Source organism: Marinobacter nauticus ATCC 49840, assembly GCF_000284615.1.
Lineage (GTDB): Bacteria > Pseudomonadota > Gammaproteobacteria > Pseudomonadales > Oleiphilaceae > Marinobacter > Marinobacter nauticus.
This window is the reverse complement of record NC_017067.1, coordinates 2,540,310-2,555,890: the sequence shown is the minus strand read 5'-3', so window position 1 is coordinate 2,555,890 and position 15,581 is coordinate 2,540,310. Positions and strand designations below refer to the sequence as shown.

The following is a 15,581-nucleotide window of genomic DNA, read 5'->3' as shown; positions in this document are numbered from 1 at the left end:
CTTGGTATTCTTGGCGGTTTCGAACATCCGTAATCAAATTGTCGCCACAGTATACCCCTCCGTGGCCTTTGGAGAATAACGACTATGCCTTCTTTTGACATTGTTTCAGAAATCGAAATGCACGAAGTTACCAACGCGGTGGATCAGGCCAAGCGTGAACTGGGTAACCGCTGGGATTTCAAGAATGTTGAGGCGGATATCGAGCTGGAGGACAAGCGCCTGACTTTGAGCGCAGAGCAGGAGTTCCAGCTGGAGCAACTGGTGGACATGATGCGAATGGCTTTTGCCAAGCGCAACATCGACACGCGTGCCCTGTCGGAAGATGGCGAAAGCAAAGCGGGCAAGCTGGTGAAGCAGCATTTCACCCTGAAGCAGGGTATTGAAACGGACATGGCCAAGAAGATCGTCAAGATGATCAAAGAGCAGAAGATGAAAGTGCAGGCCAGCATTCAGGGCGACAAGGTACGGGTTACCGGCAAGAAACGGGACGACCTGCAGGAAGCCATTGCCATGTTGCGTGAGGCAGAACTGGACATCCCGCTGCAGTTCAACAACTTTCGCGACTGATTCGGAGAGGCTCTTATTTATCTTCCCCCCAATGTTGTAGCCCTGATTCGGGATACCGCCTACACCTACACCCGCTGGCAAGTAATTGCCATGTTGTTTCTCGGGTTCTCGGCGGGGCTGCCCTTTCTGCTGGTGTTTTCCACCCTCAATGCCCGCCTGGCAGACGTTGGGGTGGAGACCGCCACCATCGGTTTTTTCAGCTGGCTTGGCATTACCTATTCCATCAAGGTGTTCTGGGCGCCGGTGGTGGACCGGCTGAAACTGCCGGTGCTGGACCGTTTATTTGGCAAGCGCCGCAGCTGGATTCTGCTGGCCCAGGCGGGCATTGCCACCGGGTTGTACCTGATGTCCCAGACGAACGCCCTGGCGGCTCCGGAGACACTGGCGTTGTTCGGATTGTTGGTGGCTTTTTCCTCCGCCACGCAGGATGTGGCCATTGATGCCTATCGCATTGAGATTGCTCAGGAGCGCCTGCAGGCGGCGTTAGCGGCCACATACATCTTTGGTTATCGGCTGGCGTTGCTGGTGGCTGGCGCCGGTGCACTGTATGTGGCGGAGTTCTGGTCCTGGGAAGTGTCGTATCAGGTGATGGCAGCGCTGGTGGGTGTGGGTGCCTTGACGGTTCTGTTCGTGAAAGAGCCGGAAGTAAACCATTTTGCGGCTGCGCAGGACATTGCCCACCGAATTGAGGAAGAGGTGGAGAAACGAAGCCACCTACCGGAACGCCTGGCCAGGTTAACTGGCTGGTTCTATGCCGCGGTGGCTGGCCCGTTTCTGGACTTCTTCCGTCGGTATCGGGAGCTGGCGGTGGCCATTCTGGTGCTGGTGGCGGTGTATCGCATTTCGGATATTGCCATGGGGGTGATGGCCAATCCGTTCTATCTGGATTTTATGGGTTTCAGTAAAACCCAGGTGGCCGATGTCACCAAGGTGTTCGGGTTTTTCATGACCATTGTTGGCTCCATGGTCGGTGGGGTGCTGGTGGTGCGCTATGGCGTGCGCCGGATACTACTGGCAGGTGCCGTCATGACGGCGGCAACCAATCTTCTATTCGTGCTGCTAGCCCAGCAACCACCGGATATCGCGGCGCTGGCCTTGGTGGTGAGTGCCGATAACCTCAGTGGCGGTATTGCCAACGTGGCGCTGATTGCCTGGCTGTCCAGCATGACCAGTGCCTCGTTCACCGCCACCCAGTATGCCTTGTTCAGCTCGCTGATGACGCTGCCGGGCAAGTTCCTGGGGGGCTTTTCCGGGATTGTGGTGGCGAACTTTGGCTACGCCGAGTTCTTCCTGATTGCGGGGTTGATGGGCGTGCCTGCGATTCTTCTGGTGCTGTTTATGATGCGACACGGCGCCAGGCTGGATGCGCTGGCGCCAGTCAAACATGAGGAAGATGCCCTGGTGAAATAGCGGCCGTTCAGGAAGAGCAGCTGATGTTCAGATGTTTCCCCCAATCCGGTGGCAGGGCAGCGTATTTCTCATACTCGGGTTGCTCATCAAAGGGCTTTTCCAACACCTTGAGCAGTTCCTTCATTGGCTCATAGTCGCCGTTCTGCGCCTCCAGGATGACTTGCTGGGCCAGGTAGTTGCGCAGAATGTACTTCGGGTTTACCCGGCGCATGGCGTATTCCCGTTCATCGTGGCCACGGGTTTCCTTCTGTAGTCTGGCTTCGTAACGTTCCAGCCATTCGTCAGCCACGCTGCGATCTGCGAACAGATCACGAACCGGCGCGGTACCATGGTCGTGCAGGTTGGACAGGCCGCGGAAAAACCGGGTGTAGTCCACGCGGTGTTCGTGGAGCATGTTGAAGGTGTCCATGATCAGGCCCATATCTGACCCATCCGCTTCCTCCAGCCCCAGTTTGGCGAGCATCTGGTGTTTGAAATGCTCGTTGTAGGCGGTTTCATAGCGTCGCAGTCCCCGGCGAACGGTATCTTCGTCCATGATCGGCAACAACGCATTGGCCAGGTACTGACAGTTGATAAAGCCTACCTGGGGCTGGCGGTTGTAGGCATAGCGGCCTTCGTGATCGGAGTGATTGCAAACGAAGCCGGCGTCGAAATCGTCCAGGAAGGCGAAGGGGCCATAGTCAAAAGTGTCACCGATAATCGACATATTGTCGCTGTTCATCACCCCATGGCAGAAACCAACGGCCTGCCATTTCGCGATTAACCTGGCGGTGCGTTCCACCACTTCCTCAAACCAGCGGGCGTAGCGTTGGTCCTCCGGCAAGCTGATCAGGTGAGGGAAGTGCAGGGCAATTACATGCTCTAGCAATGTTTTCAGGGCGTCCGGCCCTTCATGGTGGGCTGCAAACTCGAAGTGGCCAAACCGGATGTGGCTTTTCGCTACCCGCATCAAAGCGGCGGCGGTTTCAATAGATTCCCGGCGCACCGGGTCTTTGGCGCTGATCATGAACAACGCCCGGGTGGTGGGAATTCCCAGGCCATGCATGGCCTCACTGCACAGATATTCACGAATGGTTGACCGGAGTACTGCCCGGCCATCGCCGAAGCGGGAGTAGGGCGTGGTGCCTGCCCCTTTCAGGTGCCAGTCCCAGCGTGTGCCGTCTGGCCCCACGGTTTCCCAGAGCAAGAGGCCTCTGCCATCGCCCAGTTCCGGGTTATACATGCCGAACTGATGCCCGGTGTACTTCATGGCGACCGGGTCCATCCCCTCCAGAAGTTCGGCGCCGGCACCAATGGCCGCCCAGTCATTTTCATTCCGCACCAGAAATCCCATATCGCTGGCCAGGGCCTGGTTAAAGCAGACCATGCGCGGTTCAGACAGAGGAGATGGCTGTACCCGACTGTAGAAGCTGTCCGGTAATTCCAGGTAGCGATGTTCCACCTGAAAACTGTTGTTGCTCATAAAGCGACCTGGCTTTGGTATGAATACTGCGTATGTATAGGGTTGAAGCCTAACAACAGATTGCAGAGCAGGTGAACCAAATGCAACCACACCTGATAATTTTCACCGACCTGGACGGCACCTTGCTGGACCATCACAGCTACAGCTGGCGGGCCGCATCGCCGGCCATGGCAAAGTTGGCCGCTAACGGTATCCCCTTGCTTTTTAACTCCAGTAAAACCGCCGCCGAGATGCGCCATCTGCAAAACGCGATGGGCATACGGGCCCCCTTTATCGTCGAGAACGGCGCGGCGGCGGTTATCCCGACGGGCTGTCTGGGCCGCACCGAAGAACAGGTGATGAATTTTGGAGCAGATCACCAGCAGGTCCTTCGCACGCTTATGGTGCAGAGAAAGGCAGGTGCACAGTTTCGGGGCTTTTCGGATATGGCGGATGCGGAACTGGCGGAGGTTGCGGGCCTGGATGAGGTGGAGGCCTCTCGGGCCCGGCAGCGCCTGGGTACGGAGCCGCTGATCTGGCAAGGCAGTGACCCGGAGCTGGACCAATTCAGTGCGGCACTGGGGCGTGAGGGGCTCCGTCTGGTGCAGGGGGGCCGCTTCTGGCACGCCATGGGGCGCTTCGACAAAGCCGAGGGGGCCCGCTTTTTGCTGGAGCAATACCGGGAGCACTATCAGGGCGAGCCGCTAGTCACCATCGCATTGGGCGACAGCCCGAACGACCAGCGCATGCTGGAGGCCGCGGATATCCCGGTGGTGATTCGCGGGGTGAACAGCGATCAGGTCCAGTTACCATCGCAGAAGCACCCCATGCGCTCCCTGAAGCCCGGCCCGGAGGGTTGGAACGAATGCGTACTCAATCTTCTTTTCGAGTACGGCTACTAGGCCGCCAGGCGTGGCCAAAAGCATAGGAGAGGCGCCATGGGCGACTTTTACCAGAATGGCATAGTAACGACCCTGCACAATCTTGTGCGACGACCGGTAGAAGACATCGAGGCCGATCTGCTTCAGTTCCGTAAAGCGCGGCCCATGTCACTGGTGTTGCCGTCGCTGTATTCAGAGCTGGAAGGCCCCGCCCTGAAACACATTGTCCAGGAGCTGACAAAGGTGCCTTACCTGGAAGAGATCGTGATCGGGCTTGATCGTGCCAACGAAGCGCAGTACCGGCACGCATTGGAGTACTTCTCCGAGTTGCCTCAGCCGTTCAAGGTGCTGTGGAACGATGGGCCGCGTTTGCGGGCCATCGACCTCAAACTTCGCGAGCAGGGCCTCGCGCCCACTGAAATGGGCAAGGGGCGGAATGTCTGGTACTGCTTCGGTTATGTGCTGGCCTCCGGGGTGAGCAAATCGGTGGCGTTGCATGATTGCGATATCCTGACCTACTCGCGGGACCTGCTGGCACGGTTGATTTACCCGGTGGCCAACCCTGGATTCAACTACATGTTCTGTAAGGGCTATTACGCTCGGGTCGCCGACAGCAAGATGAATGGCCGTGTCAGTCGTCTGCTGGTCACCCCGCTGATTCGTGCCCTGAAAAAAGTCTGCGGCCCGAACGATTTTCTCGACTACCTCGACAGCTACCGCTATCCCCTGGCCGGAGAATTCTCGTTCCGCACAGATGTTATCAATGACCTGCGCATTCCCAGTGACTGGGGGCTCGAGATTGGTGTGCTCTCGGAGATGAAACGAAACTACGCCACCAATCGCCTGTGCCAGGTGGATATTGCTGATGTCTACGATCACAAGCATCAGGATCTCTCGCCGGAGGACGCCAGCCGAGGGCTGTCCAAAATGAGTGTAGACATCGCCAAGGCCCTGTTCCGAAAGCTGGCCACCAATGGCGAGGTGTTCTCCAATGAAAAGTTCCGCACCATCAAAGCGACCTATTTCCGTATTGCTCTGGATTTTGTGGAAACCTATCAGAACGACGCCGTGATCAACGGGCTCGGCTTTGATCGGCACAAGGAAGAAAAGGCAGTGGAATTGTTTGCCCAGAATGTGATGCGCGCCGGCGCCTACTTCCTGGATAACCCCATGGACACCCCCTTTATCCCCAGCTGGAACCGGGTGACCAGCGCCATTCCGGACATTCGTGAGCAACTGCTGGAGGCTGTTGAGCTGGACAATCAGGAATATCGGCCATGACTCAGCCACTGAAGAGCAAGCTGCAAGGTATGCTCGAGGTCGTCTATCCCTCGGTAGATTGCGACTTTCTGGCGGAGCAGTTACTGGCCACCATGGGGCTGGCGCCCAATGCCGACGCCCCACCGGCCCACCAGAACCATTGGGACGAAACCGATGTGTTGCTGATTACCTACGCGGACACGCTTCAGCAACCGGACGAGAAGCCGCTGGTGACGCTCAAGCGCTTCCTGGATGACAGCCTTAAGGACTCCATTTCCGCGGTGCACATACTGCCGTTTTTTCCCTTCAGCTCTGATGATGGCTTTTCGGTGATGGATTACCTTGCGGTGAATGAGAGTCACGGTGGCTGGCCGGAGATTGAGGCCATTGCCCGGGACTACAAGTTGATGTCCGATCTTGTGATCAACCACATGTCGGCCCGCAGCCGGTGGTTCGAAAACTATAAGAAGCGCATCGACCCGGGTAAGGACTATTTCTTTGAAGGCAACCCGAAAGACGACCTCAGCCAGGTAGTGAGGCCACGTACGTCGCCCCTGCTCAATCCGGTGCAGACCGACGACGGCGAGCGCTATGTGTGGTGCACCTTCAGTGAAGATCAGGTAGACCTGAACTTTGCCAACCCGCAGGTACTGTTGGAGTTTGCGGGGATCATCCGCCAATACTTGGAACGAGGTGTGATGATTTTCCGTATGGATGCCGTGGCCTTTCTCTGGAAAGAGCCGGGCACGCCGTGTATTCATCTGCAGCAAACCCACGAGCTGATCAAGATCCTGCGCTTGCTGATTGAACATCACACGCCGGACGCGGTAGTGATCACCGAAACCAATGTACCCAATCGAGAGAACCTGACTTATTTTGGCAATGCCAACGAAGCCCATGCCATCTATAACTTTTCGTTGCCGCCTCTGCTGATCAACACGCTGGTGACCGGCAATTGCCGACATCTGAAAACCTGGCTGATGAGTATGCCCCCGGCGCAGCTGGGCACCACCTATCTGAACTTTATCGCTTCCCACGACGGCGTTGGTCTGCGGCCCACAGATGGCCTGCTGACCGAAGATGAAAAGCAACGCCTGATCAACACCATGGAGTCGTTTGGGGGTAAGGTGTCCTACCGCCGGACGGCCGACGGGCGGGATCAGCCCTATGAGATGAACATTGCGCTCTGGGATGCCCTCAAAGGAACCGCAGAAGGCGGTGCTGACCACTGGCAGCTCGCGCGATTCCTGTGTGCGCATACCATTATGCTGGCCCTCGAGGGCATTCCCGCCTTTTATATTCACAGCTTGCTGGCCACGGAGAACGATCAGGCGCGGGTGGAGCATACCGGGCGCCTGCGCTCCATTAACCGCAGTCAATGGCAGTTGTCGCAACTGGAGGAAACCCTCGCAGATCCACTGACCCACCACAGCAAGGCATTCCGGGAGCTGAAGCGCTTGATTGCCATACGCCGTGCTCAACCTGCTTTCCATCCGAACGCCACGCAGTTCACCTTACACCTGGGGTTGCAGTTGTTCGGGTTCTGGCGCCAGAGCATGCGCCGGGAGCAGTCGGTGTTCTGTATCCATAACATCAGTCCCGAGGTGCAGCAGGTGGCGCTCAGTGATATTAATCTGATTGGAACGGATCGTTGGGTAGACTTGATCTCCGGAATGGAGGTGGATGATCTGGCTGGATCAATCACCCTGAAGCCGTATCAGAGTGTGTGGTTGTCCAACCAGCAGAGACGCTGAGCGTTAAGGCGAATGCCTCAGGAATGAGGCATGGTTGGTTTGTATTCTGCAAGTCGGTGGTTATAATCGGGGCTGCTCAGGATGAGTCAGTTCAACATAATCTTCAGGGATCGAAGTCATGCCCCAGGCAAGCGGATTGCAGTTCACCGCCCGTGTAGGCGAATTCCCCTCGGACCACTTTGTCGTTGTCGGCTTCGCGCTGACCGAACGGCTGTCTGATCTGTTTCATGGCCGGTTGCAACTGGCCAGCACCGACCCGGATGTGGCCGCCGCCGATGTACTGGAACAGCCGGTAGACCTGGTGGTGTGGCAGGATGGCCAGCCCCTGCGCCGGTTCACCGGCGTGGTGAACGAATTTATGCGGGGCGACACCGGCCACCGCCGCACCCGCTACGAAGTCGTCATCCAGCCGCCCCTGTGGCGCCTGGGCCTGATGCACAACAGCCGCATCTTCCAGACCCAGACCACCGACGCCATCGTGCGCACCCTGCTCGAAGAGCGGGGCATTGTGGATTCCATCTTCGACTTCAAACGCCCACCGGAAGAACGGGAATACTGCGTCCAGCACCGGGAAACCGACCTGCAGTTCCTGGAACGCCTGGCCGCCGAAGAAGGCTGGCACTACCGCTACCAGCACGGCAGCGTGGATGGCGAAGAACAACCGGCACTGATTCTTGCCGACCACCACGGCGATGCCCCGAAACTGGACCCGGTCACCTGTAACACCAAAGCCGGCGGCAGCACCCAACAGGCCTGCGTGTTCCAGTTTGCCTACGAAGAACGGGTCAAAGCCGCCACCGTGGCCATGAAGGACTACACCTTCAAGAACCCCGCCTACGCCCTGATGCATGAACACAGCGCTGCCGACGCGAACCACCGGGAAGACTACCAGCACTACGACTACCCCGGCCGCTACAAAGCCGACGCCAGCGGCCAGCCGTTCACCCAGAACAAACTGGATGCCCTTAGAAACGACGCCGCTATGGCCAACGGTAAAAGCAACCGCCCGGATTTCACCCCCGGCGCCAAAGTGGAACTGCAGGACCACGACAGCCAGACCCTGAACCGGGAATGGCTGCTCACCGCCATCACCCATACCGGCAAACAGCCCCAGGCCCTGGAAGAAGAGGGTGGCAGCGAACCCACCAGCTACCACAACACCTTCAGCGCCATCCCGGCCGACAAAACCTGGCGCCCCCTGTGTAATCACAAACCCGTGATGGACGGCCCCCAGATGGCGCTCGTCACCGGCCCGGACGGGGAAGAAATCCACTGCGACCAGTACGGCCGGGTAAAAGTAAGATTCCCGTGGGATAGATACTCGAAGAACGACGAACACAGCAGCGCCTGGCTGCGCGTGGCCCAGGGCTGGGCCGGCGGCCAGTACGGCTTCATGGCCTTGCCCAGAATCGGCCACGAGGTCATCGTCAGCTTCCTGGACGGCGACCCGGACCAGCCCATCATCACCGGAAGAACCTACCACGCCACCAACACACCGCCGTACGCGCTGCCGGAACACAAAACCCGCACCACCCTGAAAACCAAAACCCACAAGGGTGAGGGCAGCAACGAACTGCGGTTTGAAGACGAAGCCGGCGAAGAACAGATCTACGTGCACGCCCAGAAAGACCTGGACCTGCTGACGGAAAACAACCGCACCGAAGTTATCAAGAACGACAGCCACCTGACGGTGGAGAACCACCAGTTCAGCCACATCAAAGCGGCGGACCATTGCACCACCGACGGCGAAAACCGGCTGTCCGTTGGCGCAGATTGCAGCCAGACCGTGGGCGGCACCTACCATCAGAAAACCGCTCGTGCCATGGCCGCAGAAGCTGGCACCGAAGTGCACCACAAGGCCGGTGCCAAGGTGGTGCTGGATGCCGGGGCAGAGCTGACGATTTCCGGGGGTGGTAGCTTTATCAAGCTGGACCCGAGTGGGGTTACGTTGAGTGGGCCGGGGATCAAGATCAATTCCGGGGGTAGCCCGGGGAGTGGTTCGGGGCAGGGAGCGAGTGGGCCAGCGTTGCCGCAGGACGTGGAAAAGAATGTTCACGGGATGGTTGAACCGGTCTTCCCGCCAACCGGCTTTGCGGAATCCGAAGGGCAGGCAATAGCCATTAAACAGGCCGCTGTGAACGGTAAGCCCTTTTGCAAAATCTGCTCTGAGCGCATGACACAAAGGGGCCGCGTATGAAATGGCCATTTTCCAGTGGCCAGCGGGCTTTCGTTGTTGTAGATGCGGCGTTACCTGGGTTAAGGGCCAAGTGGTACGAACTGGCGGGAACCAGCGACAGCATTCCCCTGTACAACGGAACACCCTTTGCACACCTCTTAGAGGTGTCCCCGATACTGGCCGAGATTAACCCCGACCATAAATTCCTGAGCTGGGCGCACCAGTCCTCCCCATCAAACAACTGGGGGGTATTGCTGACTGCCGATGCAAACTTGGCGGAGTTGGCAGCCCATTTACGAAAGTCTCTCACCCTTGTTGATGAAAATGACAGCGAGGTGCTGTGCCGTTTTTACGATCCGGACATCCTGCCTGTCTTTTGGCAATCGCTGAGTGTGTCCGAGCAGCAGACCTTTGCCGGTCCCGTAACCCAGTGGGCCGCCCGACAACTGGGTGAAGAGACCTGTTGGCTCAGTGAGCCTGTTGAACGGGGGGCGCAGTCGACTTGGCAAAGGCTTAAGCCTTTATGGCTTCGGTTAACTGAGCAACACATCCAGGCCATGAGGCCGATCTACCATCGCCACCGGGTGCAACAGGCGGTGGTGGAATTAAACCAGTCAATGACCTGGCGGCTTATGCATCTGGCGAATGAGATTGTCGTTCAACGGATTGACGAGACCGTACAGGCGATCTATCGATGGCATGAGGCGCCAAGTCCCCAGGAAACACTCACTTTCTGCCAACTGTGCTTAGAGCGCTGTTCCCACTTCTATCGGGCAGCCCGGGCAGAGGAGCTCCTGGCATCAGCGGATCTGGCGCAGGCCTTGGTTGACATCGAACGCGACCTGGCCGAACAGCCGGACCACTACGCCCCCCACCACGACCCGGACTGGATGCCGTCGTATGACGAAACGGCCCTGATCAGCAAGCGCCGTGAACAACGTTGGAGTGATCAAGGATGACAGCCACCGAGCAATGCCCGATCTGTAACGACATAACGCCCAAACTGGCGTTTATTTGCAGCTTCGTCTGCTTTTGCAGCGTCAACCCCATGCAGTCCCAGACCGGCCGCAACATGAAGCAGATGTGTGTCGATGCTTCCCTGGATGCGGTGAATCAGGTCTCGGATACCGGCATCCGGCCGCAGGTTGGGTATTACATGCCCCTGGCGCCGGGGCTAGTTCCACAGCCACTAATGCTCAAGGATAGAATGGGGCAAGAAACGGCTGAACCGATCCGCAACTTTGGTCATATGATTAATAGGATTCGAAACCTAAAGACTCCGGCCGATGCGTTGCTCAAAGATGAGATTGAGCAATACAGTAAAGGCGAGCTTCGTATACCGGATGCCGTAGTTCTGCGAGACCCTGCCGGGTTGCCAACTCAGGACAACCTGCTGGGGGTGGTGGAGGTCAAATTTCGAGGGGACCGCTGGGGAGACGGACAGGCAGAAGCCTATAGACGGATTGCTGGTTCTCGAAATGGCTTGCACGAACTCAACGAGGACACTTGCAAGTGCAACGGTACAGAACAGCAATTGGTACCTGAAGACTCCTTGCAGCCTGCGCGGGATTTGTATGAGCAGGAAGAAGAGCATGGGCTGGGTGATTCGTTGTTGCTCGGGTTGGAAGTGTTGGCCATCGGCGTTGCGATGACAGCGCTGGTGCTGGATGATGCCACCGGGATCGGAACGGCGGATGATGTTCTGCTGGCACCGCTGGGGGCGAGGGCAGCGCTCCAGAGCGCCCGTTTTTACCGGGGAACCTCTACTGTGGTTCGTGGAAGCAGTGAAGCCGCCAAACTCGTTGCGCAGAGGATGTCATCATTGCGTCCAAGCTTGGAGCGCATCGGAGCCGCATTTTAAGCTTCAGGACAGGGGAGACTTACCGTGGATGAACTGAAAGAACTGAAAGAACTGATGACTGTGGAAGACGCTGATGGTGTCATGCTTAAACTTAGCCTGAACGTGGAAATATACTTCCGTAATGCCTGGCGTACGGATATTCGGGAGGCGGTACTGGCGGTCTTCAATGAATACCGGGAGTATTTCGGCCAGGAATTCAAGTGGACCACCAACCCGAATACCGGTCGCTGGAAAAGCCTGAAGAAAACGCCTTACCCATACCCGGATGAGTGGTTGTTGGATGTACCGCAGGACGAACAGTGGGAGTTTGTTTTCCATGGTGGGGAAAAGAAGACCGACGCCTCCGATGTGGATGTGGTGTCACTTGGTAGGAGAGTAAATAAAGGGGATGAAGGGGCTGCGTCCCTTGATAGTTTCTTGTCGTATATCTATATGCATTTCCCCATCGACTTCTTCATGGATCGTGAGGAAAAACTGCCATCTGTATTCAATCGTTGGTGTAGCTTGCTGAACGCCGAACAAGCCTATGCGGGATTTGGTTTGGCTATTTCTCATGGTTATGAAACCCGGGTAGACCCCTTGGTGTATCAGTTAGGTCAGCGTTTCCCTGGACTGAATATCAGTGATCGGATATCTCATTCCGATGATTTGATTTGCAACATTAAAACCCCCAATTGGCTTACGGCTATCTGCCAACCCTATGTGGATCAACTCGGTGGTGAGGCTGTATTGCAGGAAACGCTGCCAGATGGTTGGATGTCATCCTACGACGGCGGCGTGATAATACAAGCCGGTCCCAAGCCTCTTCTTGGAGATCGAGAGCAGAGCCTGGATGTGGCCCCCTATCGAAAGGTAGCGCAAGTCTTGCGACCAATTCGTTCCACTGATCATGATGGGATAGCTATGGGGCGGGTGGATGGTGCGAAAGTTTTCAATGCCCCTGAGTATCAGGAGTGGCTGTCCCGCTTCGATGGAGAGCCGGAGGTGAGTCATGACTGACACCCTCGCAATGGATCTTATGCCTGCACAGTGGTTTCCAGACATTGAGTTGACTCGGCTTGCCGTAGGCGAGCGCAGCATTGATATCGTTGGTGCCGGCGAGTGGGCCTTGCAGGGAGATCTGTTGCTGTTTGAGGGCAAAGGTACCCTGCGTCTTTCGTTGACGGAAGCACCAAGGATTGAAATCTGGAATGGCGAAACCTGGCAGGTGCTCCCCGAGGATTTTCTGGAGCATGCGACGACCGTCACTCACCTCCAATACGACCGGGCGAGCGGCGAGGTTGTGGTCAATGCTCGTGCGGGGGACAAGCAGGCCAAGATTCGGCTGGCGGGTATGCTCACCGGTGTGGAGTGGTTGCCGGCGTCGTAGACCGGAATCAAAAGGGGCGTGGGTTACATGGATGTGAGTAATGACATCAGGGTAGAAGACGCCGACGGCGTCATGCTCAAGCTCTGCCTGAACGTGGAAATTTACGTCCGTAATGCTTGGCGTACGGATGTCCGGGAGGCGGTGCTGGCGGTCTTCAATGAATACCGGGAGTACTTCGGCCAGGAATTCAATTGGACTACCAACCCAAATACCGGCCGTTGGAAAAGTCTGAAGAAGACACCTTACCCGTACCCGGACGAGTGGCTGTTGGATGTGCCACAGGACGAGGAGTGGGAGTTTGTTTTTCATGGTGGCGAAAAGAAGACAGATGCTTCGGACATAGACTTCGTCTCATTGGGAGGCGGGAAGGCAAGAACCATAGAAGACCATCCTCTCTCCAACCAACGATCGTTGTCATATCTCTATTGCCATTTTCCGATAGATTTCTTTATCGACCGCGACGAAAAACTACCAGATATTTTTAAACGTTGGTGTAGCTTGTTGAACGCTGAGCAAGCGTATGCGGGATTTGGATTAGCTATATCTCACGGTTATGAAACTCGTGTAGACCCTTTGGTCTATCAGTTGGGGCAGCGTTTCCCTGGCCTTAATGTCGGCAAAGGAACAACACACTCTCTGTATTTGCTGAGCAGCATCAAATCGCCGGCATGGCTCACTGCCATCTGCCAGCCCTATGTGAATCAACTTGGTGGAGAGGCTGCGTTGCAGGAGGCGTTACCGGATGGTTGGGTGTCACCGTATGACGGCGGTGTGATTATCCAGGCTGGACCCAAGCCCCTGCTGGGTGACCGGGAGCAGGGTCTGGATGTCGCCCCCTATCGACAAGCCGCCCAGGCCTTACGTCCGATTCGTTCAACCAAGCACGGTGGAATAGCCAAGGGCCGCGTGGACGGTCAGACTGTGTTCCATACTCAGGAATTCCGCGAATGGCTGTCCCGCTTCGATGGAGAACCGGAGGTGAGTCATGACTGACACCCTGGCAATGGATCTGATGCCAGCACAGTGGTTTCCAGACATAGAACTGTCCGAGCTTGCCGTAGGCGAGAGCAGCATTGACATCGTTGGTGCCGGCGAGTGGGCCTTGCAGGGAGATCTGGTGCTGTTTGAGGGCAAAGGCACCCTGCGTCTTTCGTTGACGGAAGCTCCAAGGGTGGAAATCTGGAATGGCGAAACCTGGCAGGTGCTCCCCGAAGATTTTCTGGAGCATGCGACGACCGTCACTCACCTCCAATACGACCGGGCGAGCGGCGAGGTCGTGGTCAATGCTCGTGCGGGGGACAAGCAGGCCAAGATTCGGCTGACGGGTATTCTCAACGGTGTGGAGTGGTGCCCGGTTTCATAGGGTCGAGCCACATCTATACGTGTGGTCAGGACGATTTAACTGATCGATCCCCCCCCCCTCTGTCAAGGTAGTTGGAACCTCACCTGATGTTAGACTCTGTAAAAGACGCTACCCGATGGCCGCGAGATTCAGTACGGCTATAACGCGGACGGCAAACTGATCGGGGTTGATGATGGCCACTGGCCGTTGGCTTTCGAGTACGACGAATTCGGTTTGTTGAAAACCGAACATCAGGGCTGGGCGAGCCTTCGTTATCGTTATGATGAATTTGATCGCCTGCACGAAATGGTACTGCCGGACGGCCAGGCGCTGGCTTACCACCGGGACACAGCCGGGTTGTTGTCAGGCATCGACCTGAATGGCCAACCGCTGACTCGCCACCGAATGGCGTCCACCGGCGAGGAAGTCGAACGGCAACAGGGTGAGCTGTTGAGTGCCTATGTATACGATGACGAAGGTCGCCTGACCCAGCACCGGATTCATCAGGGTCGCCTTAAAGACATCAGCGCCCAGCGCGACTACCAGTACGATCCCATCGGCAACCTCAAAAGCATCCAGGACAGCCGCAAAGGGCTCAGACAATACGTCTACGACCCGATGGATCGTTTGGTGGGCGTGCGGGGCGATCTCTATGAGCAACTCATACATGACCCGGCTGGCAACCTCCTGGAGCAAAACCTGGGGGCTTCAAGCGGTCAATCTGCCAATGTGCGCGGTAACCGGCTTACCATGCACGGTGACAGCCATTACGAGTACGACGAATTCGGCAACCTGATTGAGGAGCGTCGAGGTAAAGGCCAGAAACTGGTCACCCGGTATACATACGACTGCGAGCACCGGCTCACGAGCGTCACCACACCGGATTGCAGCATCTGGCACTACGAGTACGATGCCTTCGGCCGCCGTATCGCTAAAACCAACGGCCTGACACGAACCGAATTCCTCTGGCAGGGCGATCGCCTGATTGCTGAAGAAACCGGGGATCAGTACCGCACCTACCTGTACGAACCTGACAGCTTCAAACCCCTGGCGCTGGTAGATGGCCACGGCCCCGAACAAGCCGAAGTCTATTATTACCACCTGGACCATTTGGGAACGCCCCAAGAGCTGACCAGCCAGCAGGGCAGGCTCGTCTGGTCAGTCACCTACCGCGCCTACGGGAATGTGGTCCAGCAACAAGTCTCAGAAATCGACAACCCGCTCCGCTTCCAGGGCCAGTACCACGACCCGGAAACCGGCCTGCACTACAACCGGCATCGATACTACAACCCGAATACCGGTCGGTTCATTACGCCGGATCCGATTGGCCTTGCGGGTGGGTTGAATAATTATCAGTATGTGCCTAATCCGACGGGGTGGGTGGATCCGTTGGGGTTGGCGGCACACGAGAAACGTTCACCTGATAGTTCCATAAACACTGAACTTCAGGCTAGCCTTCGTTCACTGCCTGAGGGCAGCTATAGGGTGATAAATCAGGTTGATACGCCGGAAAACTCGGG

The 15,581-nt window shown here is 57.0% G+C and carries 13 protein-coding genes and 1 pseudogene; 13 read left to right on the top strand and 1 reads right to left on the bottom strand.

The genetic code is table 11. The features are described 5' to 3' along the window. The first annotated feature begins 84 nt into the window (after window positions 1–84). Both MARHY_RS11925 and MARHY_RS11920 read left to right on the top strand, forming a co-directional pair. Window positions 85–567: a YajQ family cyclic di-GMP-binding protein gene (locus tag MARHY_RS11925; RefSeq protein WP_011786031.1), complete on the top strand. Its 483-nt coding sequence runs from the start codon at window positions 85–87 to the stop codon at window positions 565–567. A gap of 15 nt (window positions 568–582) precedes the next feature. Next, on the top strand, window positions 583–1,977 hold the full coding sequence (locus tag MARHY_RS11920) for an AmpG family muropeptide MFS transporter (protein WP_394131292.1): 1,395 nt from the start codon (window positions 583–585) through the stop codon (window positions 1,975–1,977). A gap of 7 nt (window positions 1,978–1,984) precedes the next feature. Here MARHY_RS11920 and MARHY_RS11915 read toward each other — a convergent pair whose 3' ends face one another. After that, a complete protein-coding gene (locus MARHY_RS11915) occupies window positions 1,985–3,439 on the bottom strand; it encodes a protein adenylyltransferase SelO (protein ID WP_014422021.1) in 1,455 nt (484 codons plus the stop codon). 80 nt (window positions 3,440–3,519) lie between these two features. On the opposite strand from MARHY_RS11915, the gene MARHY_RS11910 reads away from it, so the two are divergent. The 11 genes and pseudogenes from MARHY_RS11910 to MARHY_RS11860 all read left to right on the top strand — a co-directional run. After that, a complete protein-coding gene (locus tag MARHY_RS11910) occupies window positions 3,520–4,320 on the top strand; it encodes an HAD-IIB family hydrolase (RefSeq protein ID WP_041654842.1) in 801 nt (266 codons plus the stop codon). Window positions 4,321–4,356: 36 nt separating this feature from the next. Then, window positions 4,357–5,580, top strand: coding sequence for a glycosyltransferase family protein (locus tag MARHY_RS11905; protein ID WP_014422019.1), 1,224 nt, complete (start codon window positions 4,357–4,359; stop codon window positions 5,578–5,580). Further along, window positions 5,577–7,313 (top strand): alpha-amylase family glycosyl hydrolase, encoded by a 1,737-nt coding sequence (locus MARHY_RS11900; protein ID WP_014422018.1) that lies wholly within the window; start codon window positions 5,577–5,579, stop codon window positions 7,311–7,313. Before MARHY_RS11905 ends, MARHY_RS11900 begins: the two co-directional genes overlap by 4 nt. A 118-nt stretch (window positions 7,314–7,431) precedes the next feature. Next, window positions 7,432–9,510, top strand: a complete 2,079-nt coding sequence (locus tag MARHY_RS11895) for a type VI secretion system Vgr family protein (RefSeq protein ID WP_014422017.1) — start codon at window positions 7,432–7,434, stop codon at window positions 9,508–9,510. Beyond that, entirely contained in the window at window positions 9,507–10,448 is a 942-nt protein-coding gene (locus MARHY_RS11890; protein ID WP_014422016.1) for a DUF4123 domain-containing protein, read from the top strand. Before MARHY_RS11895 ends, MARHY_RS11890 begins: the two co-directional genes overlap by 4 nt. Further along, window positions 10,445–11,350 carry a VRR-NUC domain-containing protein gene (locus MARHY_RS11885; RefSeq protein WP_041654840.1) on the top strand — a complete coding sequence of 302 codons (906 nt, stop codon included), beginning with the start codon at window positions 10,445–10,447 and terminating at the stop codon, window positions 11,348–11,350. The genes MARHY_RS11890 and MARHY_RS11885 overlap by 4 nt, the downstream gene beginning before the upstream one ends. 24 nt (window positions 11,351–11,374) lie before the next feature. Next, window positions 11,375–12,349 (top strand): type VI immunity family protein, encoded by a 975-nt coding sequence (locus MARHY_RS11880; RefSeq protein WP_014422014.1) that lies wholly within the window; start codon window positions 11,375–11,377, stop codon window positions 12,347–12,349. After that, a complete protein-coding gene (locus MARHY_RS11875; protein WP_041654838.1) occupies window positions 12,342–12,719 on the top strand; it encodes a hypothetical protein in 378 nt (125 codons plus the stop codon). Before MARHY_RS11880 ends, MARHY_RS11875 begins: the two co-directional genes overlap by 8 nt. Window positions 12,720–12,746: 27 nt before the next feature. Further along, window positions 12,747–13,712: a type VI immunity family protein gene (locus MARHY_RS11870; RefSeq protein WP_041654837.1), complete on the top strand. Its 966-nt coding sequence runs from the start codon at window positions 12,747–12,749 to the stop codon at window positions 13,710–13,712. Beyond that, a complete protein-coding gene (locus MARHY_RS11865) occupies window positions 13,705–14,082 on the top strand; it encodes a hypothetical protein (protein WP_014422011.1) in 378 nt (125 codons plus the stop codon). The genes MARHY_RS11870 and MARHY_RS11865 overlap by 8 nt, the downstream gene beginning before the upstream one ends. 102 nt (window positions 14,083–14,184) lie before the next feature. After that, window positions 14,185–15,498 (top strand): annotated as a pseudogene (locus MARHY_RS11860) (RHS repeat domain-containing protein); the annotation flags it as partial. Window positions 15,499–15,581: the final 83 nt, after the last annotated feature.